General features: G+C 67.9%; 25 protein-coding genes and 1 pseudogene. 18 read left to right on the top strand and 8 right to left on the bottom strand.

Features of this window, described 5'->3' with window-relative positions; genetic code table 11:
- The first annotated feature begins 12 nt into the window (after nucleotides 1-12).
- From AC5Y4C_RS09410 to AC5Y4C_RS09355, 12 genes are all read left to right on the top strand, one after another.
- Complete coding sequence (locus AC5Y4C_RS09410; protein WP_499962460.1) at nucleotides 13-1,638, top strand: AMP-binding protein; 1,626 nt, start codon at nucleotides 13-15, stop codon at nucleotides 1,636-1,638.
- A gap of 99 nt (nucleotides 1,639-1,737) precedes the next feature.
- A complete protein-coding gene (locus AC5Y4C_RS09405) occupies nucleotides 1,738-2,928 on the top strand; it encodes an amidohydrolase family protein (protein WP_499948684.1) in 1,191 nt (396 codons plus the stop codon).
- The gene (locus AC5Y4C_RS09400; protein WP_499962458.1) at nucleotides 2,925-4,370 is read left to right on the top strand and encodes a FadD3 family acyl-CoA ligase; all 1,446 of its coding nucleotides are present in this window, start codon (nucleotides 2,925-2,927) and stop codon (nucleotides 4,368-4,370) included. The genes AC5Y4C_RS09405 and AC5Y4C_RS09400 overlap by 4 nt, the downstream gene beginning before the upstream one ends.
- A 250-nt stretch (nucleotides 4,371-4,620) precedes the next feature.
- Entirely contained in the window at nucleotides 4,621-5,376 is a 756-nt protein-coding gene (locus AC5Y4C_RS09395; protein ID WP_499948681.1) for an Rv1363c family protein, read from the top strand.
- A complete protein-coding gene (locus AC5Y4C_RS09390; RefSeq protein ID WP_499962454.1) occupies nucleotides 5,373-5,981 on the top strand; it encodes an Rv1363c family protein in 609 nt (202 codons plus the stop codon). The genes AC5Y4C_RS09395 and AC5Y4C_RS09390 overlap by 4 nt, the downstream gene beginning before the upstream one ends.
- Before the next feature lie 7 nt (nucleotides 5,982-5,988).
- Nucleotides 5,989-7,491: a class I adenylate-forming enzyme family protein gene (locus AC5Y4C_RS09385; protein WP_499962452.1), complete on the top strand. Its 1,503-nt coding sequence runs from the start codon at nucleotides 5,989-5,991 to the stop codon at nucleotides 7,489-7,491.
- Nucleotides 7,492-7,516: 25 nt separating this feature from the next.
- Nucleotides 7,517-7,819, top strand: a complete 303-nt coding sequence (locus AC5Y4C_RS09380) for a hypothetical protein (protein WP_499908906.1) — start codon at nucleotides 7,517-7,519, stop codon at nucleotides 7,817-7,819.
- Nucleotides 7,812-8,450 carry a fatty-acid--CoA ligase gene (locus AC5Y4C_RS09375; protein WP_499908904.1) on the top strand — a complete coding sequence of 213 codons (639 nt, stop codon included), beginning with the start codon at nucleotides 7,812-7,814 and terminating at the stop codon, nucleotides 8,448-8,450. Before AC5Y4C_RS09380 ends, AC5Y4C_RS09375 begins: the two co-directional genes overlap by 8 nt.
- Nucleotides 8,450-8,650 carry a (2Fe-2S)-binding protein gene (locus tag AC5Y4C_RS09370; protein ID WP_499908902.1) on the top strand — a complete coding sequence of 67 codons (201 nt, stop codon included), beginning with the start codon at nucleotides 8,450-8,452 and terminating at the stop codon, nucleotides 8,648-8,650. Before AC5Y4C_RS09375 ends, AC5Y4C_RS09370 begins: the two co-directional genes overlap by 1 nt.
- Nucleotides 8,651-8,668: 18 nt before the next feature.
- Entirely contained in the window at nucleotides 8,669-9,184 is a 516-nt protein-coding gene (locus AC5Y4C_RS09365) for a DoxX family protein (protein WP_499908900.1), read from the top strand.
- A 122-nt stretch (nucleotides 9,185-9,306) separates the two neighbouring features.
- Nucleotides 9,307-10,143: a mycofactocin-coupled SDR family oxidoreductase gene (locus tag AC5Y4C_RS09360; protein WP_499908898.1), complete on the top strand. Its 837-nt coding sequence runs from the start codon at nucleotides 9,307-9,309 to the stop codon at nucleotides 10,141-10,143.
- 4 nt (nucleotides 10,144-10,147) lie between these two features.
- Nucleotides 10,148-11,440: a lipase family protein gene (locus AC5Y4C_RS09355; RefSeq protein ID WP_499962449.1), complete on the top strand. Its 1,293-nt coding sequence runs from the start codon at nucleotides 10,148-10,150 to the stop codon at nucleotides 11,438-11,440.
- Nucleotides 11,441-11,489: 49 nt separating this feature from the next.
- On the opposite strand, the gene AC5Y4C_RS09350 is transcribed toward AC5Y4C_RS09355, so the two are convergent.
- From AC5Y4C_RS09350 to AC5Y4C_RS09330, 5 genes are all read right to left on the bottom strand, one after another.
- Nucleotides 11,490-11,957 (bottom strand): (2Fe-2S)-binding protein, encoded by a 468-nt coding sequence (locus AC5Y4C_RS09350; RefSeq protein WP_499962447.1) that lies wholly within the window; start codon nucleotides 11,955-11,957, stop codon nucleotides 11,490-11,492.
- Entirely contained in the window at nucleotides 11,950-12,825 is an 876-nt protein-coding gene (locus tag AC5Y4C_RS09345; protein ID WP_499962445.1) for an FAD binding domain-containing protein, read from the bottom strand. The genes AC5Y4C_RS09350 and AC5Y4C_RS09345 overlap by 8 nt, the downstream gene beginning before the upstream one ends.
- On the bottom strand, nucleotides 12,822-13,514 hold the full coding sequence (locus tag AC5Y4C_RS09340) for an SRPBCC family protein (protein WP_499962443.1): 693 nt from the start codon (nucleotides 13,512-13,514) through the stop codon (nucleotides 12,822-12,824). Before AC5Y4C_RS09340 ends, AC5Y4C_RS09345 begins: the two co-directional genes overlap by 4 nt.
- 10 nt (nucleotides 13,515-13,524) lie before the next feature.
- Nucleotides 13,525-15,843, bottom strand: coding sequence for a xanthine dehydrogenase family protein molybdopterin-binding subunit (locus AC5Y4C_RS09335; RefSeq protein ID WP_499962441.1), 2,319 nt, complete (start codon nucleotides 15,841-15,843; stop codon nucleotides 13,525-13,527).
- 146 nt (nucleotides 15,844-15,989) lie between these two features.
- Nucleotides 15,990-17,138, bottom strand: a complete 1,149-nt coding sequence (locus AC5Y4C_RS09330; protein ID WP_499962439.1) for an XdhC family protein — start codon at nucleotides 17,136-17,138, stop codon at nucleotides 15,990-15,992.
- Nucleotides 17,139-17,226: 88 nt separating this feature from the next.
- On the opposite strand from AC5Y4C_RS09330, the gene AC5Y4C_RS09325 reads away from it, so the two are divergent.
- The 3 genes and pseudogenes from AC5Y4C_RS09325 to AC5Y4C_RS09315 all read left to right on the top strand — a co-directional run.
- Nucleotides 17,227-17,784 carry a nucleotidyltransferase family protein gene (locus AC5Y4C_RS09325; RefSeq protein WP_499962437.1) on the top strand — a complete coding sequence of 186 codons (558 nt, stop codon included), beginning with the start codon at nucleotides 17,227-17,229 and terminating at the stop codon, nucleotides 17,782-17,784.
- An 82-nt stretch (nucleotides 17,785-17,866) separates the two neighbouring features.
- Complete coding sequence (locus AC5Y4C_RS09320; RefSeq protein ID WP_499962434.1) at nucleotides 17,867-18,307, top strand: hypothetical protein; 441 nt, start codon at nucleotides 17,867-17,869, stop codon at nucleotides 18,305-18,307.
- Nucleotides 18,308-18,329: 22 nt separating this feature from the next.
- Nucleotides 18,330-22,529, top strand: a pseudogene (locus AC5Y4C_RS09315) (cation-translocating P-type ATPase); the annotation flags it as partial.
- Nucleotides 22,530-22,621: 92 nt separating this feature from the next.
- On the opposite strand, the gene AC5Y4C_RS09310 reads toward AC5Y4C_RS09315, so the two are convergent.
- The gene (locus AC5Y4C_RS09310) at nucleotides 22,622-22,798 is read right to left on the bottom strand and encodes an Rv1535 domain-containing protein (RefSeq protein ID WP_499908879.1); all 177 of its coding nucleotides are present in this window, start codon (nucleotides 22,796-22,798) and stop codon (nucleotides 22,622-22,624) included.
- 16 nt (nucleotides 22,799-22,814) lie between these two features.
- On the opposite strand from AC5Y4C_RS09310, the gene AC5Y4C_RS09305 reads away from it, so the two are divergent.
- The 3 genes from AC5Y4C_RS09305 (at nucleotide 22,815) to AC5Y4C_RS09295 (ending at nucleotide 24,826) form a co-directional block, all read left to right on the top strand.
- Nucleotides 22,815-23,087, top strand: coding sequence for a hypothetical protein (locus AC5Y4C_RS09305; protein WP_499962432.1), 273 nt, complete (start codon nucleotides 22,815-22,817; stop codon nucleotides 23,085-23,087).
- A 30-nt stretch (nucleotides 23,088-23,117) separates the two neighbouring features.
- Nucleotides 23,118-23,492, top strand: a complete 375-nt coding sequence (locus AC5Y4C_RS09300; protein ID WP_499908875.1) for a hypothetical protein — start codon at nucleotides 23,118-23,120, stop codon at nucleotides 23,490-23,492.
- A gap of 68 nt (nucleotides 23,493-23,560) precedes the next feature.
- Nucleotides 23,561-24,826 (top strand): low temperature requirement protein A, encoded by a 1,266-nt coding sequence (locus AC5Y4C_RS09295; protein ID WP_499962430.1) that lies wholly within the window; start codon nucleotides 23,561-23,563, stop codon nucleotides 24,824-24,826.
- 3 nt (nucleotides 24,827-24,829) lie between these two features.
- Here the strand turns inward: AC5Y4C_RS09295 and AC5Y4C_RS09290 are convergent, their stop codons facing one another.
- Nucleotides 24,830-26,233: a serine/threonine-protein kinase gene (locus AC5Y4C_RS09290; RefSeq protein WP_499962428.1), complete on the bottom strand. Its 1,404-nt coding sequence runs from the start codon at nucleotides 26,231-26,233 to the stop codon at nucleotides 24,830-24,832.
- A 45-nt stretch (nucleotides 26,234-26,278) separates the two neighbouring features.
- Complete coding sequence (locus AC5Y4C_RS09285) at nucleotides 26,279-26,680, bottom strand: hypothetical protein (protein ID WP_499948657.1); 402 nt, start codon at nucleotides 26,678-26,680, stop codon at nucleotides 26,279-26,281.
- Nucleotides 26,681-26,875 lie beyond the last annotated feature (195 nt).

Below are 26,875 nucleotides of genomic sequence, written 5' to 3'. Positions count from 1 at the left end.
ATCTCCAACGTCATGATCATCGCCGGTCGAAGCGTCGTCACGCGGCCCATTCCCGCCGAATTGGCCAAGCGTTACGAGGACGAGGGGTGGTGGACCCGCGAGACGCTCGGCGACGTGCTGGCCCGCGGTCTTGCCGCCTTTCCCGACACCGGTTTCCAGGTGCACTCCACGGTACGGCCGTGGGCGGGCACGTATCGCGACGTCGAGCGGATCGCGCGCCGACTCGCCGCGGGACTGCACGCGCGCGGGGTGGGACCCGGTGACGTGGTCGCGTTCCAGCTGCCGAACTGGATGGAGGCGGCGGCAACGTTCTGGGCGTCGGCTCTGCTCGGGGCGGTGGTAGTGCCGATCGTGCACTTCTACGGCCGCAAGGAGCTCGCACACATCCTGCGTGCCGCACAGCCGCGGGTGTTGATCACCGCCGAACGGTTCGGCCGCATGGAGTATCAGCGCGACCTGTGTGCCGACGTTCCGATCGTCGGCTTGGTCGGCGCCGATGTGGGGTCACCTCCCGCTTTCGGGGGACGCCCGCGCGAAGAGCATCACCACCGCTTCGACGGGTTGCTCGCCGACGAGCCGATGGCCGGCACGCTGCCGGCCGACCCCGCCGAGCCGGCCTTGCTCGCGTTCACGTCCGGCACCACCAGCGACCCGAAGGGCGTCGTCCACAGCCATCAGACGATCGTGTGCGAGACCCGGCAGCTGCACGCGAACTATCCGCCCGATCGCGGCAGGCAGCTCACCGCGGCGCCGGTCGGGCATTTCATCGGGATGCTCGGCGCGTTCCTGATACCGGTGATCGACGGCGCGCCGATCGACCTCGTCGACCACTGGGACCCTGCCGAGGTGCTGGCGCTGATGAAGCGGGAGGGCCTGGCGGTCGGAGGCGGCCCGCCGTACTTCTTCACCAGCCTGCTCGACCACCCGGACTTCACCGACGAGCACCTGCAGCACATGAAGTCGGCCGGCCTCGGCGGCTCGACCGTGCCCGCGGCGGTCACGCGGCGGCTGACCGATCTCGGCATTCACGTCTTCCGGTCCTACGGCAGCACCGAACACCCATCGGTCACCGGAACGCCGCACGACGGCCCGGAGGACAAGCGGCTGCTGACCGACGGCTGCCCGCGGCCCGGGGTCGAGATCCGGCTCGGCGACGACGGTGAGATCTTCAGCCGCGGGCCCGATTTGTGCCTGGGCTACATCGACGAGGCGATGACGCGGGCCGCGTTCGACGACGAAGGCTGGTACCGGACCGGCGACGTCGGTGTGCTCGACGCTGACGGTTACCTCACCATCACCGACCGCAAGTCCGACGTGATCATCCGCGGCGGAGAGAACATCAGCGCGCTGGAGGTCGAGGAGGTGCTGCTGGCCATGCCGGCAGTCGCCGAGGCCGTCGTGGTGGCCGCCCCGGACGCGCGGCTCGGGGAGCACGCCGCGGCGGTGCTTCGGGTCCGGCCGGGGCACACCATGCCCACGCTCGACGAGGTGCGCCGGCACTTCGCGGCAAGCGGCGTGGCGATGCAGAAGTGGCCGGAGGAGCTGCACGAGGTCGACGACTACCCGCGCACCGCGAGCGGCAAGATCCAGAAGGCGGCCATTCGCGAGCACGTGAGGCGCAAGTGCGTGAGCACGTGAGGCGCAAGCGCGTGAGCGCGTGAGCCGGGCAGCCCCCGAGCGTGTTGCCACGCCACTCGCGTGAGAATAGGATTCTCTCGAGAAGAAAAGGAGAGTTTCATGGGCCAACTGTCGCATCGGGTCGACATTCCGTTTCCCCTGTTCGATGCGGACAACCACCTGTACGAGCCGCCGGAGGCGCTGACCAAGTACCTGCCGAAGGAGTACAAGGACGTCGTCCAGTACGTCCAGGTCAACGGCCGCACCAAGATCGCGATCCGCGGCCAGATCAGCAACTACATCCCCAATCCCACCTTCGAGGTGGTCGCCCGGCCCGGGGCGTGGGAGGAGTACTTCAAGTTCGGCAATCCGGAGGGCAAGACGCGTCGCGAGCTGTTCGGCGAGCCGATGAGGGCGATCCCGGCGTTCTTCGAGCCGGGTCCTCGCCTCGAGAAGATGGACGAGCTCGGCGTCGACCGCACGCTGATGTTCCCGACGCTGGCCAGCCTGATCGAGGAGCGGCTGCGCGACGACCCCGTCGCGATCCACGTGCTCATCCATGCGCTGAACCAGTGGCTCGACGAGGTGTGGGGTTTCAACTACAAGAACCGCATCTTCACCACACCGGTCATCACACTGCCGATCGTCGAGAAGGCGATCGAGGAGTTGGAGTGGGTGGTCAAGCGCGGTGCGCGGGCGATCCTCATCCGGCCGGCGCCGGTGCCCGGGTTCCGCGGCCCGCGGTCGTTCGCGCTGCCTGAGTTCGACCCGTTCTGGCAGAAGGTCGTCGAGTACGACGTGCTGGTCGGCATGCACTCCTCGGACAGTGGCTACTCGCGCTACATCTCCGAGTGGGACGGCACCGCCCAGGAGATGCTGCCGTTCCAGACCAACGCGATGGCGATCCTCAACGAGTGGCGCCCGATCCAGGACGCGGTGGCGTCGTGGGTGATCCACGGCGCGCTGTTCCGGTTCCCGGATCTGAAGGTGGCCATCGTCGAGGCGGGGTCGAAGTGGATGTTCCCGCTGCTCGACCAAATGGCCGAGGTCTACAAGAAGACCCCGGAGAGCTTCCCCGGCAACCCGATCGAGGAGATCAAGAACCGCATCCACGTCAGCCCGTTCTACGAGGAGGGCATCGACGACCTGATCAACCTGGTGGGCGTCGACCGCGTGCTCTACGGCTCGGACTGGCCGCACCCCGAGGGGCTGGCGGAGCCGACGCACTTCGTGACCGCGCTCGAGCATCTTTCGGTCGAGGATCAGGCCAAGATCATGGGCGGTAATCTGGGTCGCCTCGTCACGGTGTGACCTGCCCTAGCTGGCGGACCATCCCCGAGATGGTCCTGAGCGCAGCGGACCGCTTCGGCGACGCGGAAGCCGTCGTCGACGGTCCGCTGCGCCTTTCCTTCACACAGCTGGTCGACCGGATCCGTTGCGCTGCAGGCAGTTTCGCAACTGCCGGGGTGGACAAGGGCGACCGGGTGGCCATCTGGGCGCCCAACTGCGCGGAATGGATCGTCGCCGCGTTCGGTCTGCTGACAGCCGGGGGAGTGCTGGTGCCGGTCAACACCCGGTTCAAGGCGTCGGAAGCCGCCGACGTGATCACGCGCAGCGGCGCGAAGTTGGTGTTGGTGCAAAAGGGTTTCCTCGGCCAGGAATTCGACGTCCCGCCCGGCGTACCGGCGATCGATATCAAGTCCGACTTCCTGGCCAGCGGGCAGCCGTTCGACCAGCGAGTGAGCGAGCTCGACGGCACCGAGATCGCCGACATCATCTTCACGTCCGGCACGACGGGCCGGCCCAAGGGGGTGATGATGAATCACCGGCAGACCTTGCGGGCCTACGAGGAATGGGCGACGCTCGCCGATCTGCGCGAGGGTGACCGGTATCTGATGATCAACCCGTATTTCCACACGTTCGGGCTGAAGGCCGGTCTGATCGCGTCCTTCTTGCAGGGTGCGACAATGTTGCCGGTCGCGGTGTTCGACATCGACCGGATAGTGGATCTCATTGCGCGCGAACGGGTTTCGATGCTGCCAGGACCGCCGACGTTGTATCACTCACTGCTGACGGTGCGCGACAAGAGCAAACTGTCGTCGTTGCGGGCGGGCGTGACGGGAGCTGCGGACATCCCCGTCGAACTGATTCGCCGTGTGCTCGAAGAGCTTCCGTTCCAGACGCTGATGACCGGCTACGGGCTCACCGAGGCCGGCAACGTCACGCTGTCGCGGCCCGGTGATTCGTTCGAAGACCGGGCCACCACCGCCGGGCTGCCGTGCGACGGCGTCGAGGTCCGGATCGCCGACGACGGGGAAGTGCTGGTGCGTGGCTACAACGTCATGCAGGGCTACTTCGACGACCCGGTGGCGACGGCCGAGGCCGTCGACCCCGAGGGGTGGCTGCACACCGGCGACCTGGGCAGCCTCGACGATTCCGGGCGCTTGCGCATCGTCGGGCGCAAGAAGGACATGTTCATCGTCGGGGGCTTCAATGCTTACCCCGCCGAGATCGAGGGGTTCTTGTTGCAGCACCCCGCGGTGGCGCAGGCGGCGGTCATCGGGGTGCCGGACGAGCGACTCGGGCAGGTCGGCAAGGCGTTCGTGGTGCCGAAGGCACCTGTCACGGCCCAGGAGCTGATCGACTGGGCCCGGGAGCGCATGGCCGGCTTCAAAGTGCCGCGCTATGTCGAATTCCTCGAGGAGCTGCCTCTCAATGCCACCGGCAAGGTCCAGAAAGACCGCCTGCGGTAGGCGGTGAAAGTGATGTTTGCGGAATCGGGAAATGATGTTTCCGCAGCCAGGCCCTCGATTATGTGTCTCTGAAGTCGCTTGGCCTGGTAGGTGATGAGCAGCAAGTGATAACGTGGTTCTCCAATCGAGCGCCGACACGGAGGAGGGCCGAGGCCGATGGGCCACTGTTCTGGCTGCCCCTCGGCGCAGAATTGTCCGGTCAAAGGCCTTGCGGCCGACCACTGAGACCGGAGTTCGGTATGACTGATTCATGGGCGACGAAGCGCATGGCCGAGGCGGTGACGACGTGACCACGCGCGTCAGCCGTGACGCCGCGGACGCCACCACCGAAGACGCCGCGGCAGCCGACATCCGAGCGCTGCTCGAGCAGGCCGAAGCCGAGGCGGCAGAGGCGGAGGCCGCTGCCGCTGCGGCGCGGGCGCGGGTTTCCGAACTGCGGTCGAGCAGTGGCAACTCCGATCTGCTCGACCTCGACCTGCCCGCCGAAAAGCCTCGGCGCCGTTCGCTGCGGCTGCGGCTGAGCCGCCCGGGATGGCCCTTTGCCGCGAAAAGCCTTGCCGCGCTGGTGATTTGCGCCTGCCTGGCCGGCAGCGGGTACATCCTGTGGCAACACCACGAGGCCACGGCTCGCAACCAGCGTGCAGCGACCTTCGCCGCTGCGGCCAGCGACGGAATCACCGCGATGACGTCGTTGGACTACCGCCACGCCAAGGAGGACGTGCAGCGCATCATCGACCACTCGACCGGCAGCTTCCGCGACGACTACGAAGTCCGGGCCAACGATTTCGTGAAGGTCGTCGAAGCGTCGAAAGTGGTCGCTCGCGGCACGGTGACGAAGACGGGCGTCGAATCGATGTCGGAGAACGAGGGTGTCGTATTGGTGGCCGCCACCGAGGAGATCACCAACGCCGCGGGCAACAAGCAACCTCGCCTCTACCGCTTCCGCGTCACGGTCAGCCCCGACGGCGACCAACTCAAGATGTCGCGGGTGGAGTTCGTGCCGTGACAGACAACGAAACAGACAGGGGGATCGTCGAGATCGACGTGACCACGGCGCACGAGCCGGCGCCCTCCGCCGATGAGATCCGCGCGGGCCGGCTGCAGCGCTTTCGTAGCCTCGCCCGGCCAAACAACGTCGGCCGCACGTTGTGGATCGGCGGGTTCGCCGCTGCGCTGATAATTCTCGCGGCGCTCGCCTACTTCGTCTACTGGCCCGACAGACAGACAAGACCTGAAGATGCGCGTGCGGCGGTGGTCGCAGCGTCGGAGGGCACCGTCGCGGTCTACTCCTATGGGTCGACGTCGGTCGACCGCGACATCGCCAATGCGAAGTCGCATCTGACCGGCGAGTTTTTGGGGCAGTACGAACACGACGCCGCCAGCGCAGTCGCGGCGATCGCAAAGCAGAAGGTCATGAAGACCAACGCCACCGTGGCCGCGGCCGCAGTGTCGGGTGAACTGCGTCCGGACACCGCCGACGTGCTGGTCTTCCTCAACCAGACCACCACGACTCTCGATAGCCCGGCGCCGTCGATGGCGTCGCGCAGCGTGGTGGTCACCCTGACGAAAGTTGACGGTAGATGGCTGATTTCGTCACTGAAGCCGGTGTGACGGTGTCATGAGCATTTCGCTGCTGCTGGAGATGGCCGCATCGGCTGACGCGGACCGAGAAGCCTTGGTGGCCAATGGCACTCGGCTTACGGTCGGCGAGTTGAGCGATCTTGCCGACGGTGCCGCCGGCGTGATCGCCGAGTCGGGCGTCGCCAGCGTGGCGTACGTGGGCACCGGGGGCACGATGCTGCCGCTGCTGATCTTTGGCTCGGCCCGGGCCGCTCGCCCGTTCACGCCGTTGAACTACCGGCTCAGCGCCGAGGGCTTGCACGAGCTGATCGCCCGGTTGCCAGAGCCGCTGGTGGTGTTCGACGACGACTACCGCGCAATGGTGGCCGGCGCAGGCGTAAAGTCCGTCAGCTCCGGGGATTTCGTCGCGATGGCGCGCGCCGGCGAACCGGCTGCCGAGTTCGCCGACCCTGACGCGGTTGCGATCGTGCTGTTCACCTCCGGCACCACGTCGCGCCCCAAGGCGGTCGAGCTGTCCCACCACAACTTGACGAGCTACGTGATGGGAACCGTCGAGTTCGCGTCGGCGGACCCCGGCGATGCCGCGTTGATCTGCGTGCCGCCGTACCACATCGCCGGAGTGGGAGCGGCGTTGTCGAACCTGTATGCGGGCCGAAAGATGGTGTACCTCACCAGGTTCGATCCGAAAGAATGGATCAGGCTGGTGCGCGACGAGGCGGTGACGACGGCCACCGTGGTACCCACCATGCTGGACCGGATCGTCAGCGAGCTCGAGGCGCAGCCGACGCCGCTGCCGACGCTGCGCACGCTGGCCTATGGCGGCTCGAAAGTGCCTCTGCCGCTTGTGCGCAAGGCGCTGGACCTGCTTCCCGGTGTGGGGTTCGTCAACGCCTACGGGCTCACCGAGACCAGCTCTACCATCGCCGTTCTGACGCCGGAGGACCACCGCGAGGCGCATCAGGCCAGCGACGAGGCGGTCCGGCGGCGGCTGGCCTCGGTGGGCCGGCCCGTGCCCGGCATCGAAGTACAGATCCGCGGCGAGGACGGCACCGTGCTCGGCCCCGGCGAATCGGGCGAGCTGTTCGTGCGCGGCGATCAGGTGTCGGGAAAGTATGCCGAGATCGGGTCGGTGCTCGACGAGCAAGGCTGGTTTCCCACACGGGATGTCGCGGTGCTCGACAGTGACGGCTATCTGTTCATCGGCGGCCGATCCGACGACACGATCATCCGCGGCGGTGAGAACATCGCGCCCGCCGAGGTCGAGGACGTGCTCGTGGAACACCCGCTGGTTCGCGACGTCGCGGTCGTGGGTGTCGACGATGCCGAGTGGGGCCAGATCATCGTCGCGGTGGTGGTGCCGGTGGACGGGGCCGAGCCGGATCCCGACGAACTGCGTGCGCACGTCCGCAAGAGTCTTCGCGGATCACGCACTCCCGATCGGGTGGTGTTCCGTGCTGAGCTGCCGACCACGCCCACCGGAAAAGTGTTGCGGCGCGAGCTGATCGAAGAGCTGCTGGAGAAGAAGGGATTGGGCCGATGAGCGCTTGCGCGAAGAGGAGAATGCAATGATCAAGACCGGCACTCGGCTCAAGAGCCAGGTGTGCGACACCGAAGTCATCGTGATCAAGACCGGCGACGGGCTCGACGACCTGCGCGCGGGTGGGGTACCGATGCGTGAACTCGGCGCCGACACCGACGGTGACGCCAAGCTCGACCCCAACTTCTCCGACGGCAACATCATGGGCAAGCGCTACGTCGACCCAAGCGGTGCCGAGGTGCTGGTGACCAAGGCCGGCGCCGGAACGCTTTCCATCGGCGATGTCCCGCTGACCATCAAAGAAGCCAAGCCGCTGCCAGCCAGTGACTGACTCCGGGGGAGCCGCCAATCGCTCGCTGGTGATCGCGTCGGACTACCGCATCCCCGACCCGGCGCGCGTGCCGCGACTCCTCGAGAGCCGCAAGTCGGCTCTCGCCGAAATCGGCGCGCACCACGTGTTCGTCCACGCCTCGACCGCCGACCACGGGCGCGTCCTGGTCTCCATCGTCGTACGCAACCACGAGCCGATCGTCGAACTCCTGCGCTCCCGGGTGTTTTTCGAATGGTTCGACGCCGTGGGTGTCACCGACATCCCCGCGGTGTTCGCCGGTGAGCTCGTCGACGCCATCGACCTCACCGACTCAGCGACCCCCGCCGCACCCAGCGTCGTGGTCGCGGCGATGATCTCGGTGGACGACGTGTCGAGGCTGCTCGAGACGTTCAACCAGGGGCTGCATCGACTGCGCCTCGCCGGCATCCAAAAGACCTGGGTATTCCGGGCTTTCGACGATGCGCACGAGGTCCTCGTCCTTCAGCAGATCGACGACGAGGACGATGCGCGCCGGTGGATCAGCAATCCGGACGTCGCAGCGGAGTGGATCCACAGCGCCGGATCGGGCGCCTACCCGCCGCTGTTCGTCGGCAAGCTGTTGCACGCGATGCGCATCGACGAGAATCTCTGATGTACGTGTGCCTGTGCAACGGTGTGACCAGCCAGACGGTCGCGGAGGCCGTCGCGCAGGGCGCGTCGACCACGAACAAAGTCGCAAAGGCATGCGGCGCCGGGGCGGATTGCGGTCGGTGCCGGCGCACCGTTCAGGCGATCATCAGGGCGACGTCGTCTGCCTGCGCGGGGGCCCAGGCGTCGCCCGAAACCCGTTGACTGATAGGAGGTTCTGTCATGACTCATGACTATGCGCTCGATGTCGGCTTGCTGATCCTGCGGCTGGTGTTAGGCCTGACGCTGGCCGCACACGGTCTCAACAAGTTCTTCGGCGGCGGCCGGATTCCCGGCACCGCCCGGTGGTTCGAGAGCATCGGGATGAAGCCGGGCACGCTGCATGCGCGCATCGCGGCGGTCGCCGAGACCGCGGCCGGGTTTGGGCTCGCGGTCGGCTTGCTGACGCCGATCCCGGCGGCCGGGTTCGTCGCACTGATGCTCGTCGCGGCGTGGACCGTGCACCGGCCCAACGGCTTTTTCATCGTCAAGGAGGGCTGGGAATACAACCTGGTGCTGGCGCTCAGCGCGGTGGCCGTCGCGACGATCGGAGCCGGCCGGTTGAGCCTGGACTGGGCGATCTTCGGCCACAACTGGATGGACGGCTGGGCTGGTCTGGCGATCTCGCTGGGGCTGGGGCTGGCCGGTGGCATCGGGCAGCTGCTGATCTTCTACCGGCCGCCCGCCAAGGTTCAGTGATTTCGGTGCGTTATCCGGCGCTGAGCGCACGGTAACGCCCCGAAATCGCTGATTGACATGGGCGCGCGCGGGTGACAGAGTGCTGAGCGACTGCTCAACATGCGTGTGAAATGAGGTTTCCGATGGCTGGCCGAGTCGAGGGCAAGGTTGCGTTCATCACCGGCGCTGCGCGCGGACAGGGCCGCAGCCATGCAGTGCGGTTGGCTCAAGAAGGTGCCGACATCATCGCCGTCGACATCTGCCGGCAGATCGACACGGTGCAGATCCCGCTGTCCACGCCCGAAGACCTGGCCGAAACCGCCGATCTGGTGAAGGCGCAGAACCGCCGGATCTACACCGCCGAGGTCGACGTCCGGGACTACGACGCGCTCAAGGCCGCCGTGGATGCGGGCGTGGAGCAGCTGGGCCGGCTGGACATCATCGTCGCCAACGCCGGCATCGGCAACGGCGGTGCGACGCTTGACAAGACCAGCGAGCCCGACTGGACCGACATGATCGACGTCAACCTCGGCGGTGTCTGGAAGACCGTCAAGGCCGGCGTCCCGCACATCCTGGCCGGCGGCCGTGGCGGTTCGATCATCTTGACCAGTTCGGTCGGCGGCCTGAAGGCCTATCCGCACACCGGCCACTACATAGCGGCCAAGCACGGCGTCGTCGGCTTGATGCGAACTTTTGCAGTCGAGTTGGGCCAGCACAACATTCGGGTCAACTCCGTGCATCCGACGAACGTGAACACTCCGCTGTTCATGAACGAGGGCACGATGAAGCTGTTCCGGCCCGACCTGGAGAACCCCGGCCCCGACGACATGAAAGTGGTCGCGCAGATGATGCACACGCTGCCGATCGGCTGGGTGGAGCCCGAAGACATCAGCAACGCGGTGCTGTTTTTGGCCTCCGACGAGGCGCGCTACATCACCGGCGTAACTCTGCCCGTCGACGCGGGAAGTTGCCTAAAGTAGCCACGTGCGTCGCCTGGCAACCGTTGTCGCGGTTGTGCTGCTGCTGCTGACGGCGCCGCCGGCCGCCGCTGACCGCAGCCACGACCCGTACTTCAACGAAGACGCATACGCCGAGTTCTACACGCCGCCCGACCCGCTGCCGGAAAGCCAGCCGGGTGACGTGATCCGCTCGGAGCCGTCGCGGCTGGTGCTGGAACCGTCGGGACAACTGGGCGCCATCATGGCGACCGGAACGCGAATCATGTACCGCAGCACCGACGCTCGCGGCCGCCCGAACGTCGTCACGGGAACCTACTTCGAGCCGTACAACGATTGGCCGGGCAATGGGCCGCGCCCGCTGCTGGTGTACGGGCCAGGCACCCAAGGCCAAGGGGACCAGTGCGCGCCGTCGCGGCTGTTCAACCAGGGCATCCACTGGTCGCCATTCGCCGACCTGGCCTTCAACTATGAGGAACTGTTCGTCTCGACAATGGTCGCGCGCGGTTTCGCGATCGTCATGACGGACTACGAGGGGCTGGGCACCCCGGGAGTGCACACGTATGTGAGCCGGATCGCCGAGGGCAATGCGATGCTCGACGGCGCCCGCGCGGCCAAGCGCCTGCCCGGCACGTCGCTGCAGCCCGATGGACCCGTCGCGTTCTGGGGCTACTCGCAGGGCGGCGGCGCGGCGGCGTCCGCGGCTGAACTCGCTTCGCAATACGCGCCGGAACTGAACGTGGTCGGCACCTATGCGGGTGCGCCGCCGGCAGACCTCAAAGAGCTGTTCCCGTACGCCGACGGCAGCGTGCTGGTCGGCGCGGTCGGATATGCGCTGAATTCCGTGATGGCGACGTATCCGGAGCACGAAGCCGCGATCCGCGCCACGCTGACGCCTCGCGGCGAAGACATGGTCAACAAGGTCGCCGAACAATGCGTTGCCGAAACGCTTTTCAACTTCATGTTCCGGCACCTGCAGCCGTACTTCAACCGCGACATCAACGAATTGGTCAACGAGGAGCCGTTCAACAGTCTCTTCGAGATGCAGCGCATCGGACGCTTCAAACCCAATGCGCCCGTGCTCATCCTGTCGAACCGCTATGACCCGCTGGTGCCGTGGACCGGCGCCAACCAGCTGGGCCGGGACTGGTGCGCCCAGGGCGCCGACGTGCAGTTCTGGACGAACGAGGAGCCCCCGTTTTTGAACAAGGCCATCGTCAACCATGCACTGCCGATGCTGGTGGACGGTGAACGCGCGATGCAGTGGATCGCCGACCGGTTCAACGGCGCGCCGACGACGCCGAACTGCGGCGAGTTCTAGATTTCGGTGCGATAACCGGCGCTGAGCGCACGTTAACGCACCGAAATCGCTATGCCTGGGCGGCTCGCTGCACGGCGTTGATGATGCCCTGATACCCGGTGCAGCGGCAGAAGTTCCCGGACAGGCCTTCCCGGATCTCCTCTTCACTGGGCTGCGGATTGTCGTTGAGCAGCGCAGTGATCGACATGACGAAACCCGGTGTGCAGAAACCACATTGCAGCCCATGGCAGTCCCGCAACGCCGACTGCACCGGTGTCAGCTCACCGTCAGGCGAGCTGACATCCTCGACCGTCGTCACCTCCATGCCTTCGGCTTGCACCGCGAACATCAGGCACGACCGCACCGCACGGCCGTCGACCAGCACCGTGCAGGCGCCGCACGCGCCGTGCTCGCAGCCCAGGTGGGTCCCGGTCAGTCCGCATCGCTCGCGCAGGAAGTCAGCCAGCGTCAGCCGCGGTTCGACGGTCGCCTCGGTGGGTTGGCCGTTGACCGACATTCGCACCGACCACTCATGCATTGGTTGCCTCCCGCACCGCAGATTCCCAGGCGCGGGCCACCATTGTGGCCCCGACCTTGGCTCGATAAGCGGCCGAGCCCTGTAGGTCGGCCGGAATGTCGTCGAGTCCGCTGACGGCCAGCTGGCCGATTTCCTCAGCGGTGATGTCGCCGACCGGCCGCCCAATGACCGCGTGCTCGGCCGGCGACCCCCGCAGTGGCGTCGAGCCCAAACCCAAAAGTCCGATGCCGCAACGGGTTACGCGATCGTGGTCATCCAGCGCGATCCCAATCGTGGCGCCGGCGATCGCGAAGTCCCCGTGCCGGCGGGCGAACTCCTCAACGGCGAAACCAGTGCGGCCGGTCCAGACCGGAAAGCGCACCGCGGTGAGGATCTCGTCAGCCGCTAGTGAGTTCTCCCACAGGCCGGTGAAGAACGCGTCGGCAGCGATCTCTCTCGCGCCTCGCGGCGACACAGCTTCCATCTGCGCATCAAGTGCCAGCGCAACCGCGGCATACTCGGCCGCCGGGTCCGCGTGCGCGATCGCACCGCCCAACGTCCCGCGACTGCGGATCTGGAAGTGGCCGATGTAGGGCGTCGCCAGGGTCAGCAGCGGCACCGACTCGGCTACCTCGTCGTCCATGCCGACGAACGCGTGCGGGGTCGCCGCACCGATGCGCACCTCGCCGTCGCAGGCGTCGATACCGATCAGCTCCTCGATACGGGAGATGTCGACGAGGTTGTCGAAACGGGTGAGCCGCATCGCGAGCATCGGCACCAGACTCTGCCCGCCGGCCAGAACCTTTGCGTCGTCGCCGAATTCGGCCAGCAGATCCACGGCCTCCTTGACAGCTTCGGGCCGGTGGTAGGCGAACGGGGCGGCTTTCATGACACCAACCGCGACAGGGCTGTCAGCAGATCGTCGGTCTTGATCGCGACCGGATGTACCTGTGCGCGGCCGTTTCTGCGGCCGAGCAGAAATCCGACCGCGACACCGACCGCCAGCGCCGCCGCCACGGGCGCGGCCCGCTTGGCGACGGGCAGCGCGACCACCTTCAGCAGGTCGACGGATTCGACGGCGTCACTCTGTGCCGCGGAAGTGGTCGGCGCTTGGGCGGATTGCCCGGCCGGCGCGCCGCCGAGGATGTCGGCTTCCAGCGCGCGGGCGAACTGCGCGATGAGGTTTCCCGCGACGTCGGCCAGCACGCCGCGGCCGAACTGCGCAGCCTTCCCGGAAATCGTCAAATCGGTGGTGATCAATACATCAGTGGCGTCACCTTGGTCTTTGAGCTGAGCCGTGACGACGGCTGTCGCGCTGCCGTTGCCACGCGTCTCCTTGCCGCTTGCCTTGAGCACCACCCGGCGAGACGCCTCGTCCTTCTCGAGAAACGCCGCGTTGCCCCGGTACGACACGGTGATCGGCCCAACCTTCACCTTCACCGCGCCGGTGAACTCGTCGCCGTTGACCGACAACAGCGTGGCGCCGGGCAGGCAGGGTGCGACGCGCTCGACGTCGGTGAGCACCTCCCACGTCTTGTCCGCCGGAACGCCGACGCGAAACTCGTTGACTAGTTCCACCTTTGAATCCTTACCTGGTCGCTTGCTCGATCAACTCGACGATCGCCGCGGGAGTAGCGGGCAGCTTGGTCAGCGTGACGCCCAACGGGGCCAGCGCGTCATTGATCGCGTTGATCACCGCCGGCGTGGACCCGATCGCGCCGCCCTCGCCGACGCCCTTGTAGCCGCCGACGCCTGGGCCGGGAATTTCGACGTGCCCGAATTCGATCGGCGGCACCTCGGTGGCGGTCGGCAGCAGGTAGTCGACGAACGTCGACGCCAGCGGGTTGCCCTCGTCGTCGTAGGCGAGGTTTTCCAGCAGCGCGCCCCCGATGCCCTGCACGGTGCCGCCGGCGATCTGGCCTTCGACGACGTTCGGGTTGATCATCGCGCCGACGTCCTCGCTGACGATGTAGCGGGTGAGCTTGACATGGCCGGTCGCCACGTCGACCTCGCAGGTGCACGCATGCGTGGCGTTGGCCCAGTGAATGGGTGCCGCGGAGGTGAATCGCGCGGTGGCCTCCAGCGAGGCCGGCATTCCGGGTGGCAGCTGTTGGGGCTCGTAGTAGGAGCGGTATGCGAGATCGGCGAAGCTGACGCTCTTGGCCGCATCGCCGCGGGCGCTGGCGCGCGAATCGGCCAATTCGATCTCGTCTTGCTCCACACCGAGATAATGGGCGGCCATCGCCACGATCTGCTTGCGCACCATCGCGCCGGCTTCGCTGACAGCCCCGGCGGTCATCGGGCCGCTGCGGCTGCCCTGTGAGCCGGCGCCGTAGGGTGTCACAGCGGTATCGCCCTGAATGGTTGCGACGTCATCGAGCTTGGCGCCCAGGGCATCTGCGGTCAGTTGCACGACGGTGGTCTCGATGCTGTTGCCGCTCGAACCGCCGTTCACGTACACGTTGATCTTGCCGGTCGGCTCGATGCGGATCGTCGCACCTTCGGTGGCCATGTAGCCGGTCGCGGCGGCGGTCGGCTCGATGTAGGCGGAGAATCCGAGCCCGATGTAGCGGCCTTCGGCCAACGCGTCTTTTTGTTCCTTGCGAAAGCCTTCGTGGTCAAGGATTTTCACAGCCTGCTCGAAGGTGTCCGCCGGTGCCACATGGTCGTACGGCATGCCGTTGGGGTTGAAGTACGGCATCTCGTCGCCGCGCAAGATGTTGCGGCGGCGCAGTTCGACGGGATCGATGCCGATCTTGCGGGCAGCGATGTCGAAAAGGATCTCGCGAGCGAGGGTTTCGAACTGCCAGGGACCGCGATAGGCCACCAGCCCGGCAGTGTTGGAGAACACGCACTTGTAGTTGAAGCTGGCTTTGGGCACCCGGTACGGGCCCGGGAAGAACATGCCGATCGCGGCCTGGTTCAACACCGGGTACGGCGTCGGATATGCGCCGACGTCCTGGAGGAAGTCGATGTCTGCTGCCAGGATCTTGCCGTCGGCGTCGAAGGCCATTCTGGCGTTGCCCAGTACGTGGCGGGCCTGTCCGGCCGCCATCAGGTTCTCGCGCCGGTCCTCGATCCACTTCACAGCGGTGGGCAGTCTGTGCGCGGCCAGCAGGATGCACATGTCTTCACGCATCGGAACGACCTTCTGGCCGAACCCGCCGCCGGTGTCACGCACGATCACCCGCACTTGTTGGGCGGGGATTCCCAGCAGCCGCGCGGCGAAGGCACGCAATTCATGCGGCGACTGGCTGGACGCCCATATGGTGAGTTCTTCGGAGGCTCCCGTCCATTCGACGACGAGGCCTCGGGTCTCCATCGGCACCGGCACGTACATCTGCTGGTAGATCTTTGCGGCCGCCACGTGAGCCGCATTGGTGAAGGTCTCCTCGTCGGGCGGCGCTCCGCCGAGTCCTCCCGCCACGTTGTCGGGATATGCCTCGTGGACCACGGCGTCGGCGCCCACGGCTGTGGTGAAGTCCGCGACGGCCGGCAAGGGTTCGTAGTCGACGTCGACGAGCTCGACCGCGTCTTCGGCGATGTAGCGGTTGTCGGCGACCACGAGCGCGACGGGGTCGCCGACGAATTTCACCTCACCCTCGGCTAGCGGCGGGCGGGGCGTATCAGGGATGTCTTTGCCGGCAACCGCGTGCCAGGCCTCTCTGACGCAGGGGTTGAGGTCGGCCGCGATGAACACCGCCCGCACGCCCGGCAGCGCCAGCGCGGCCGACGCGTCGATGCCGTTGATGCGGGCATGGGCATAGGGGCTGCGCACGAAGCAGGCGTGCAGCATCCCGGGGCGGGTGACGTCGTCGACGAAGGTGCCACGGCCGGTGAGCAACCGCGAGTCCTCGACGCGCGGGACACGGGTCCCGGCATAACGGGTGGCGACGGTGTTCGTCATGACTGGCACTCCCATCCGTCTGTTGCGCCTACGTCCACGGCGCTAAGCAGTCGCTCAGCGTGTGAGCGTACTAGTGCTGTCGCCGAGCGGGAAACGTCTGCGGGATTTCGGTCGCGTTTTCTTCCTACGTTCACGTTCGGCAGTGCTCAGGCCGTCGCCGTCGCGGCGCCCTGGGGCAACTCGTGGTGGATGCGCCCGTCGACCTCGGACAGTGGCCGACCCCCTCCGCCCCAGCGCCGCGCGATGATCTCCGCTGCGATCGAGACCGCGGTCTCTTCGGGGGTGCGTGCGCCCAGATCCAAGCCGATCGGGCTGGCCAGCCGGCTCACCTCGGTCTCTGTCAGCCCGGCTTCGCGGAGCCGGCGCAGCCGGTCTTCGTGGGTCTGCCGCGAGCCCATGGCACCGATGTAGCCGACATCGGGCAGCCGCAACGCCACCTGTAGTGCGGGCACGTCGAACTTCGGGTCATGGGTGAGTACGCAGATGGCAGTGCGTGAGTCGATCGCTGCTTGCGCGGCCTGGGCGCTCAGGTACCGGTCGGGCCAGTCGACCACGACCTCGTCGGCTGCGGGGAACCGTGCGGTGGTGGCGAACACCGGTCGGGCGTCGCACACCGTGACGCGGTATCCGAGGAAGGCGCCCTGCTGGGCCAGCGCGGCGGCGAAGTCGATGGCACCGAAAATCAGCATCCGCGGTCGCGGCGCGTGGCTGGCGACGAACACCTGCATTTCCGCTCCTTGACGCTGGCCGTCCGGACCGTAGGCCAGAACTGCGCTGCGTCCCGCCGACAGCAGGCCCCGGGCGTCGTCGACGACGGCCGCGTCGGCGCGGGCGGAGCCGAGCGACCCGTCGGCGTGCTCCGGGCCGATCACCAGCCGTCGACCCAGCCAGGTGGGGTCGGGGTGCGCGATCACCGTGGCCACCGCGACGGGCCGGTGCGCCGTGATCGCCTCGACGACGTCGTCAAGCTGCGGAAAGAGCTTGCGCGACACCGGTTCCACGAAGATGTCGATCTCGCCGCCGCAGGGCAGGCCGACGTCGAACGCGTCCTCGGCGCTGATGCCGTAACGCTGCAGGACGGGTCGCCCGGTCCGCACCACCTCCTGGGCCAGCTCGTAGACCGCCGCCTCGACGCATCCGCCTGACACCGAGCCGGCGACGGACCGGTCGGGAGCCACCACCATCGCGGCCCCCGCTGCGCGCGGCGCAGAACGGATGGTGCGAACAACGGTGGCGAGACCGGCTGTACCGCCGGTCCGCCACACCGACATGAGCTCGTCGATCACGTCGCGCACGAACTGAGTGTAGGCCGTTAGGAGATCACTATTCTCAAATAGCGGCAGCGGCATTTTCGGCCGCTGCAGACGGAACGGGTCGATGCGGATGACGTCACCTCCGGTGATCGCGGGCGTGCTGCTGGCCGCCGGGGCCGGCCGGCGGTACGGCAAGCCGAAGGTTCTGGTCGAGGGCTGGCTGACGGCTGCGCTCAGCGCGCTGGCCGACGGCGGTTGTGATCCCGTGATCCTCGTTCTCGGTGCCGCCGAGGTCCCCGCTCCGCCGGGGGTCATCGCGGTGACTGCGCCTCTTTGGGAGAGCGGCCTGAGCGCTTCTGTTCGCACGGGACTCGCCCAGGCCGCCGCACTGCACGCGGACTACGCGGTGCTGCACGTCGTCGACACACCCGACGTTGGCGCGTCGGTAGTGGCACGAGTTGTCAAGCGCGCGTTGGTTTCTGGCAGCGGGCTGGCACGCGCGGTGTTCGGCGACCAGCCCGGCCATCCCGTCGTGATCGGGCGGCGCCACTGGCCGAAGGTGATCGAGAAGATGTCCGGCGACCACGGCGCAGGCCCATACCTGCGAACCGCCGGTGACGTCGAGTTCGTCGACTGCTCGGACCTGGCCACCGGCCGCGACATCGACGAGCCGGAATTCCCAGGTTAGGCCCAGGTTTTCAGGGGTAGCCTCACGAAATCGCCGGCGGTGGAAGCGGCCGGTTCCTCTGTGGGCAGTCAGGAGTTGTGAAATGGACATCGCCCGGAGCGCGGCCCGCGTCATCACGCGAACCGCAGATGCCACCACGGCAGCGGCGGGGGCGATTGGAGGCGCGGCGATCAACGGAGTGATCGGCGGCGTTCAGGGCACGGTGTCGGGAATCCGCAACGGTGTGAGCACCGGAAGTCATTCCACTTCGGCCGCCGCCCTGACGCTGGGCGCGCTCGGCGCGGCGGGGTTAGTGGAGTGGCCGGTGCTGCTGACGATCGGCGGTACCGCGCTGGTGGTCCATCAGCTCGGCAAGCGGTCCGAGGCGGCGCCCGCAGTGTCTGCGCCACGGCCGCTGCAATCGGTCGACGGTGACAGCGACGGTGGCGGGGGCGGGGCCCGAAAGTCCGCCCCGCGCAAGACCACTGCGCAGAAGCGGACGCGAAAGGCCAGCACATCCCGCCGCCCCACCACCAGCCGCTGATCTGCGCTGCGGGGGCATCTCGATGCATCTGACCCGACTGCTGACCACGGTCGCGGTTGCTCCGCTGAACGCAGCGCTGCACACCACGTCGGCCGTCGTCGGCGGCGGCATCGGGCTTGCGACCGTGCCCGTTCGCAGCGCGGCAGCGTTGCTGTCCGACGGAGCACGCGGACGCCGGTGCTGGCACGGCAACGGCCGCGCCTGGATATCGGTGCGGGGCCTACGGGATCCACAGCACGGGCATGCCATTGGTGAACACGTGCTGGCCGTCGTGCGTGCTCAGCCCGGGGTGACGGCAGCCGCGCTGAACTATCCGCTGTCACGGGTGGTCGTCACCCTGGCCGACGGAAGCGCGCCGGTGCATTCGCTGTGCGGCACGGTCGCGCAGGCCGAACGGGCGGGCGAACACGTGCCGAAAGACAGGCCCCTGGACTTGCCGGGTGACAGCGCTACGCTCGCCGGCCGGATGGCGGCGCTGGCCGCTTCCTCCGTCGGGCTGGGCGCCGCGCTGGCGGGGCGGGCGCTGCCGCTTCCCCGGCTTCCCGTCGGTGTCGCGGCTGCGGTGACGATCCTGGATTACCAGCCACGGCTACGGCGGCTGCTCGAAAGCTGGTTTGGCTCAACGACTACCGACACTGCGCTGGCCCTGGCCGGCGCGGCCGTGTACACCGCCACCGGTGCATGGGCCTCGTTAGGGGTCGACGTGATGTTGCACCTGTCCCGGGTTGCGGAGTCACGCTCGCAGCAACGCTGCTGGGCCGCTCACGAGCACATGCTCGCCGGCCACGCCGAAAGCGATGGGATGGCGGTCCCGAACCGCGGTCAGCCGCTCCCACCCGGGCCGGTGGAACGGCATGGCGATCGCAGCGCAATCGCACAAGCGGCCGGGGTGGCCGCGGTCGCGGCCCTGACCCGCAGCCCTGATGCAGCCGCCACCGCGGCGGTCGTCGCAGCACCGAAGGCAGCCCGGATGGCGCGAGAAGCGTTCGCCAGCACGCTGATTCGCGGTCTTTCCGATCGCTGCGGGGTGCTGGCCCTACGGGCCGAGGCAGTTCGCCGGCTCGACCGCGTCGACGCGGTGCTGATCGACCCGCGCACACTCGCCGCCCATGGTTTGCGGGTGAGCCGAATCCGAGGCGCGCCCGACGAGGACAGGTCGGCGATATGGCGTTGGGCGCAAACCCGACTGGAACTCGGGGCACTGGCACCGGGTTGGAACACCGTGCCTGGGGGTTGGGGCGGTAACGGAGCCTCGCCGCATGCTGTGCAGGTGCTGGTGCGCCACATGCACCATCCGCTGGCCGCGGCGCTGATCGCACAGGCCCGCCGGTCCGGGGCCGCCGTGACGTCGCTGGACATCGACGAACTGGACGATCTGCGGTCGTCGTTCGACGACTTGGCGCCAGTGGACGGCTCACTCGACGATGGGCTGCACGCCGCGGTGGCCAGGCTCCAAGCTGACGGGCGCACGGTGTTGTTCGTGGGAAACCATGCGCCGCAAGCGATGTCGCTCGCCGACGTTGGGATCGGCGTGCTTAGTGACGGACTATCACCGCCATGGCATGCGGACCTGATGGTCGACGACCTCGCGGCGGCATGGCGGCTGCTGCACGCGTTGCCCGGGGCTCGCACAGCCAGCCGGCGCGGCGTCGAGCTTTCCACCGCGGCATCGCTGCTCGGTGCGCTGCTGATGGTGCCGGGGGTGCGCGGACGTGGACCCGGCCCGGTCACCGCCGGTGCGGCCGCCGGGCTGTGGACCGGATATTCCTTGGCACGCAAGGTCATTCGGTCTTCAGTGCCTCCCCCGGCCGCCGTCAACGACTGGCACGCCATGTCAGTAGAGGAGGTCCGGCGGTTGTTGCCCGCACCCGCGCAGGACCCACCGGTGCGGCAGTCGGCGGGCACGGTGAAGACGTCCGCGCATGCGGCCCGGCACACGCTGAAGTCGGTACGCGATGCTGTGGGCGAGTTCGTCACCACACTGCGTGACGAGCTGTCCGACCCGCTGACTCCGATCTTGGCGACCGGCTCGGCGGCCAGCGCCGTCCTGGGCTCGCCCGTCGACGCGGTGCTGGTCGGCTCGGTGCTTACCTTCAACTCGGCGCTCGCCGCAACCCAGCAGGTGCGTGCGCAGCGGTTGCTGCGCAGATTGCTTGCGGTTCAGGTCCCTTCGGCGCGAACGCTGCGCGTCGACAGCGACGGGTCGCGCCGTTACGTCGACGTCGACGCCGTCCGCCTGCGGCCGGGCGAGCTCATCGAAGTGCGCCCCGGAGAGGTCGTACCCGCCGACGCCCGGCTGATCGACGTCGCCGACCTGGAAATCGACGAATCGACGCTGACCGGCGAAAGTTTGCCCGTGGCAAAGCAAGTCGACGCCACCCCGGGCGTCGCGCTCGCGGAGCGGGCGTGCATGATCTACGCCGCGACGACGGTGGCCGCCGGCACCGGTGTCGCGGTAGTGACCGCCGCTGGGCCGCTGACCGAGGCGCGCCGCGCCGCCGAGGTGCCCGGAGCCGACCACGGTGACGTCGGCCTGCAGAGGCAGCTGCGTGACCTGACGGACAAGGCGTGGCCGGTGAGCCTGGCCGGCGGAGGTTTGGTCAGCATGCTCGGGCTGTTGCGTGGCAGCGGCTTGCGGCAGGCCGTCGCGAGTGGTGTGGCCGTCACCGTCGCCGCGGTGCCCGAAGGGCTTGCGCTGGTGGCGACGCTGGCCCAGCAGGCCTCGGCACGGCGGCTGACCAGAGCGGGCGCGTTGGTTCGCACTCCGCGGTCGGTCGAGGCGCTCGGGCGGGTCGACGTCGTCTGCTTCGACAAGACCGGAACGCTCAGCGAGAACCGGCTGCGGGTGACGCAGGTCTACGTCGCCTCCGGCCACTCACGCGACGACGTCCTCGCGTGCGCGGCGCAGGCCACGCCGCTGCCCGACGGCGACGGCCGGTTCGCACACGCCACCGACGCGGCGGTCTTCGAGGCGGCCGCCGCTCCCGCGCGTAATGACGTGATCGGGCACGTGCCCTTCCGGTCGGGGCGCCCGTTCTCGGCGACGCTGGCGGGTGACACGCTCACCGTCAAAGGTGCCCCCGAGGCGGTGCTAGGTGCGTGCGGCGACGACGGACCCGGACACCGGCGGGCGGTGCGGACGATGGCCGGGCAAGGGCTGCGAGTGATCGCGGTGGCGCAGCGGACGCTCACGCCGCGCCAGCGACGAGCCGCCGCAGGAGATCCCGAAGCGTTGGTGGGGCTGTGCCGGCGCGGGCTGCGGATCACCGGTCTGCTCGGACTCTCGGACACTCCGCGCGGCGAAGCTGCGCAGCTGCTGGCCGCTTTGGCCGAGCAGGACATCGCGGTACGGCTCATCACCGGCGACCATCCGATCACCGCCGCGGCGATCGCCCGTGAACTCGGTGTGGCCGTCGCAGCCGAGCAAGTCATCAGCGGCGCCGAATGGGACGCGTTGTCACGGCGCGGGCAGGAGCGGGCTGTCGCAGACCGCCTCGTGTTCGCCCGGATGTCGCCGGAGAACAAAGTGCAGGTGGTCCAAACGCTCGAACGCACGGGCAGGGTCTGCGCGATGGTCGGCGACGGCGCCAACGACGCGGCGGCCATCCGCGCGGCCACCGTCGGAATCGGCGTGGCCGCCCGCGGAAGCGACCCGGCCCGCACCGCAGCCGACGTCATGCTGCTGAACGGGCGCATCAGCTCGCTGCTCGACGCGCTTGAAGAAGGCCGCAAACTCTGGCTGCGCGTGCAGGCGGCGGTGAGCGTGCTGCTCGGCGGAAACGCGGGCGAAGTGTTGTTCGCGATCGCAGGCAGCACCGTCACCGGCCGCTCACCGCTGAACACACGGCAACTCCTCTTGGTCAACATGCTGACCGACGCGCTGCCGGCGGCGGCGCTTGCGGTCAGCGAACCGACGACCACCGGCCCGGCGCTGCGCGGCCCCGACGAGGCGGCGTTGTGGCGGACTGTCGGCATTCGGGGCGCCACCACCGCCGCGGGCGCGACGCTGGCCTGGACTCTGGCCAGCCTCACCGGCCGGCCACGACGCGCCTCCACCGTGGCGTTGGTGGCGCTCGTCGCCACCCAGCTGGGTCAGACCCTGCTCGACTCACGCAGCCGGTTGGTGGTGCTGACCGCTCTCGGGTCGCTGGCCGCGATGGGAACTCTCGTCAGCACTCCCGGCGTCAGTCAGCTGCTGGGAAACACACCCCTGGGACCGGTTGGCTGGGCGCAGGCGCTTGGCTCTGCAGCGGCGGCAACGCTTGCCGCAGAAGCGATTTCGCGGCTAATTGGGCAGCGTCGGGTGGTGTCAGGTCAATCGACGATTTCGACGACGCCGGCGCGCCAAAGCGCCGCATACAGTTCGCGCAGCGGCACGGCCAGCAGCCCCGCCACCACGTCGGTCAACGGATCGGAGCTCACACCGGCAGGTCGAATCGGCACGCTGCCCACTGTGACCGACACATAGCGCTCATCGAATGAATTGGCCATGACGAGAAGGCGAACAATGACCGAAAACTCACGACGCCGCGTCCCACACCGCACCGCGGTACAGCGAGTGCGCGACGCCGACACATTCGCGGTATCGCTGCCCGTGCTGGGCCGCGTCCGGATACCACGGCCCGAACAACTGGCGTATTACGGCGCCCTGGCGGGCTTGGCCGCGCTCGAGATCATCGACTGGCCCATCGCATTGGCCATCGGAGCCGGTCACGCGCTGGCCAGCAACCAGCACAGCAAGGTGGCACAGGAATTGGGCGAAGCACTCGAGGACGCATGAAACGCCTGCCGCACAACACGAGGAGTAGCGATGGCAACCGATAAGGCGGTACAGATCAGGTTCGGCGCGCCCGGCAACGTGCTCGAAATCCAAGTTGGCCGAGTCGAAGTGGACGTACCCCGCTCGGTCGGATATTTCGGCGGCCTGGCCGCGGCAGTCGGTCTCGGCCTGCTCGAGCCACCGCTTGCCGTGTTCATCGCGGCGGTGCCCGTGTTCAAGGTGCTCACCAACAGCGCCCTGCCGCAGGCCGTGCGCTTCGTCGGAGAAGTGCTCGAGGGCGCGGCCAAACCTGTCGGCAGCGACGCCGAGGGCGTCGTGCAGCTGCAGGACCAAGGGCAATCCGACACCAAAGTGGTCAGCGTGGCGGGTGACACCCGCGCCCCACGCCGCACTGGAAGGCGCTAACCGCTCGGGCGCGGTCGATAATCGGGCCACGACCGCATCGCCTGATGGTCGTCCGAGGAAGGAACCGCGTGCCGCAGCCAGACCAGACGGCGTCCGCACCGGCGCACCGCCTGCGCCGCATGTCTGGGCGCGACCCGCATGAGCAGTTCCGCGTCGCGACACCTCTGGAGCTGTTGTTCGACCTGACGTTCGTCGTCGGATTCGGCGTCGCCGCTTCAGAATTCGCGCATGCGCTGGCGGAGAACCATGTCGGTCTGGGTCTGCTGGCGTTCATGTTCGCGACGTTCGCGGTGTGGTGGGCGTGGGTGAACTTCAGTTGGTTCGCCTCGGCATACGACACCGACGACTGGGTGTATCGGCTCACCACGATGGTGCAGATGGTCGGCGTGGTGGTCCTGGCGCTCGGTCTGCCGCAGACGTTCGCTTCGGTGCTTCAAGGGCACTACATCGACAACCGGATCATGATCGCCGGCTACGTGGTGATGCGGGTCGCGATGATCGCCCAGTGGCTGCGGGCAGCCACGCAGGATACGGAGCACCGTGCCGCGTGTCTCACGTACGCGGCGAACGTCGCCGTCGCACAGATCGGCTGGGTCGGATTGTTCGTGGCGCACACGACGTTTCGTACGACGCTGGTGTTTGTCTGTGTCCTCATCGCAGTGGAGATGTTGGGCCCGTTCGTCGCCGAAACCCGAAAGGGGGGTACGCCGTGGCACGCCCATCACATCGTCGAGCGCTACGGTCTGCTGACCATCATCGCGCTCGGCGAGGGTGTGATCGGCACCGTGGCATCGCTGTCGGCGGTCGTGGCGCAGCAAGGCTGGAGCGTAGGAGCCGTACTGGTCGCGGTGGCCGGTATCGGGCTGACCTTCGGGATGTGGTGGACCTACTACGTCGTGCCGGCGGCGCCGCTGCTGCACGCGCACCGGGAGCGCTCGTTCTGGTTCGGCTATCTTCATCTCCTGGTCATCGGCGCGATCGTCGCGACCGGGGCCGGGCTACACGTGGCGGCGTTCTATATCGAGCACCACGCCGAGCTTGGGTCAGTGGCCACGGTGCTGTCGGTGGCCGTTCCGGTGGCCGCGTTCATCGCAGCGGTCTATCTGCTGTACATGCTGCTGGTGCACACGCGTGATGTGTTCCACGTGCTGCTGCTGGTGCTCACCGCGGTGGTGCTCGTGGCGTCGGTGGGCCTGGCGGCGGCGGGGGTGTCGATGCCGTTGTGCTTGGTCGTGGTCACGCTCGCGCCAGTCGTCACGGTCGTCGGCTTCGAGGTGCTCGGTCACCGGCACGCGGCCGAGGCGGTCAACCGGTCACTGGCTCAAGGCAATTGACGGTCACGGCGGCCCGAAGATGTTGCCGCGCCGGATGTCTTCGCGACACTTCAGCCTCGTCTGGTGGGTTTCCTCGACGCAGACCCGCACCTGTTGTTCGATGCCCGGCTCGTACACCTGGTCGGTGGGACCCGGGGTGGCAGCCGACGGGGCGGGCACCGAGCTGGTGTACAGCGACCACACCGTGTCACCCGTCGTCGGCAACTTCGAGCAGTAGGCCTGCGCGCCGGTGGATGTCACGCCTGCGGCGCCCAGGGTCGCGCAGTCGGCGCCGATCAGTACCACCGGCATCGCCGGCGCCGCCGGACCGGCTGATGCTGCGCTCGGCGATGCCGGCCGCGCAGGCTCACGGCTCGGTGACGCCGACAGCTCGCGGTCTCGGCCGAACAGCAGCACTGCGAAAGCGGAGACGCCCACGAGCAGCAGCGCCAGCACCACCGTGACGACCATGACCGGGCGGACTCGCGAGCGCTTCCGCACCGGGCTCGGCTGCTCCGATTTATGCCTGGGCCCCGATGCCGCGGGCGCCTCGGTGGTGACCTCGGTCGCGCCGGTCTCGGCGGCCACCGTGCCCAGCCGATGGGCAAGTGCCGTCGCGAACGCCGTGCAACTCTCGTAGCGATCGGCCGGGCTCTTCGCCAGCGCCTTGGAGAACACCGGCCCCAAATCCGACAGGGCAGGCCGTCGGGTGCCGATGGCTGGCGGCGGCGCGCTGAGGTGCTGGCTGATGACGACCGCCGGATTCGAATGCGCAAACAGCTGCGTCCCCGTCAGCAGATGAAAAGCCGTGGCGGCCAACGCGTACTGGTCGGCACGCCCGTCGAGCGGCTCGCCCATCAACTGCTCCGGCGCGGCATACGCGACCGTCCCGACCGTCATGTTGGTTCCGGTCAAACCGCTGGCATCATCCACCCAGCGCGCAATCCCGAAGTCGGCCAACAAGATTCGCCGCGCATCGGAATCGGGGTGCGACATCAGGATGTTGGCGGGCTTGACGTCGCGGTGCAGGAGCTGACGCTGGTGTGCGTAATCGAGCGCTTCGGCAACCGCGATGATGATTCTGACTACCTCGTCGGGCGGCATCCCGTGCGGATAACGCTCTTGCAGTAGTCGTGCCGCATCGGTGCCCTCGACGTAGTCCATCGAAATCCACAGCTGGCCCTCGAACTCGCCGCGGTCGTGCACGCCGACGATGTGCGGATGCCACAGCGTGGCGGCGATGTCGGCTTCGCGGTTGAAGCGCTGACGATATTCGTGGTCGCCGGTGAACGTCGTCGGCAGCACCTTGAGCGCGTCGTTGCGCGGCAGCCTGGGGTGTCGGGCCAAATAGATCTCGCCCATCCCCCCGGAACCCAGGTGCCGCAGGATCGTATAGCCCGCGAAACTCTGGCCATCGGCCAACGGCATGGGCGCATACTACAAGTCGCCGGCCGATGGCGAACTCGATCACGCCTACCCGGCTCGTGTTTCTCCGTGGGTGCCGCCAACAGCACGGCGCCGGTCCCGGCTGACCGACAGCAGTGACCTTCCGTCGGGATGCACGACGCGATGCGCCGGCGCTGATGCCGGGCGGGCGGAGGAGAGCGGCCGGAACCGCCGGTCCAGCGCGGCGATCATCCAGTCGATCTCCTGCTGTTCGCGCTGCGCACGGCGGACCAGGCGGGCGATGTCACGAATGCCGGCCAGATCGCCGGCGGCCTCGTAGCTGGCGATCGTGCCGAGGTGCTTGGCGATCGCGACCTCGAGCTCTGCGCGCTGCTCGATGAGCAGACGACGGAAGTAGGCGCCCTGGCTGCGGTCGGCTGCTTCCGAGGCGGTGGCCTCGAACTTGTCCCTGCTCGCGGAGTCGTTCACCAGAGGAAATTAACCCGGGTACCCGGTAGCCGCACGGCGGCGCCGCCGGGCATCTCGGCGGTTCGCCCCGGTGGGCTCAGGAGTTGCCAATAGTCACTACGTCCTCAGGAGCAGGAACAGCAAATCGCTTGAGGAGGGTGTCTGCCGGCACGGATTACTAGTGACAAGGGCGGTCGCGCTCAGCGTCAACAGCTT

It is taken from the genome of Mycobacterium sp. NGS35, from assembly GCF_059812855.1.
Note: the sequence above shows the minus strand (reverse complement) of the source record. Positions and strands in the feature narration are given on the sequence as shown.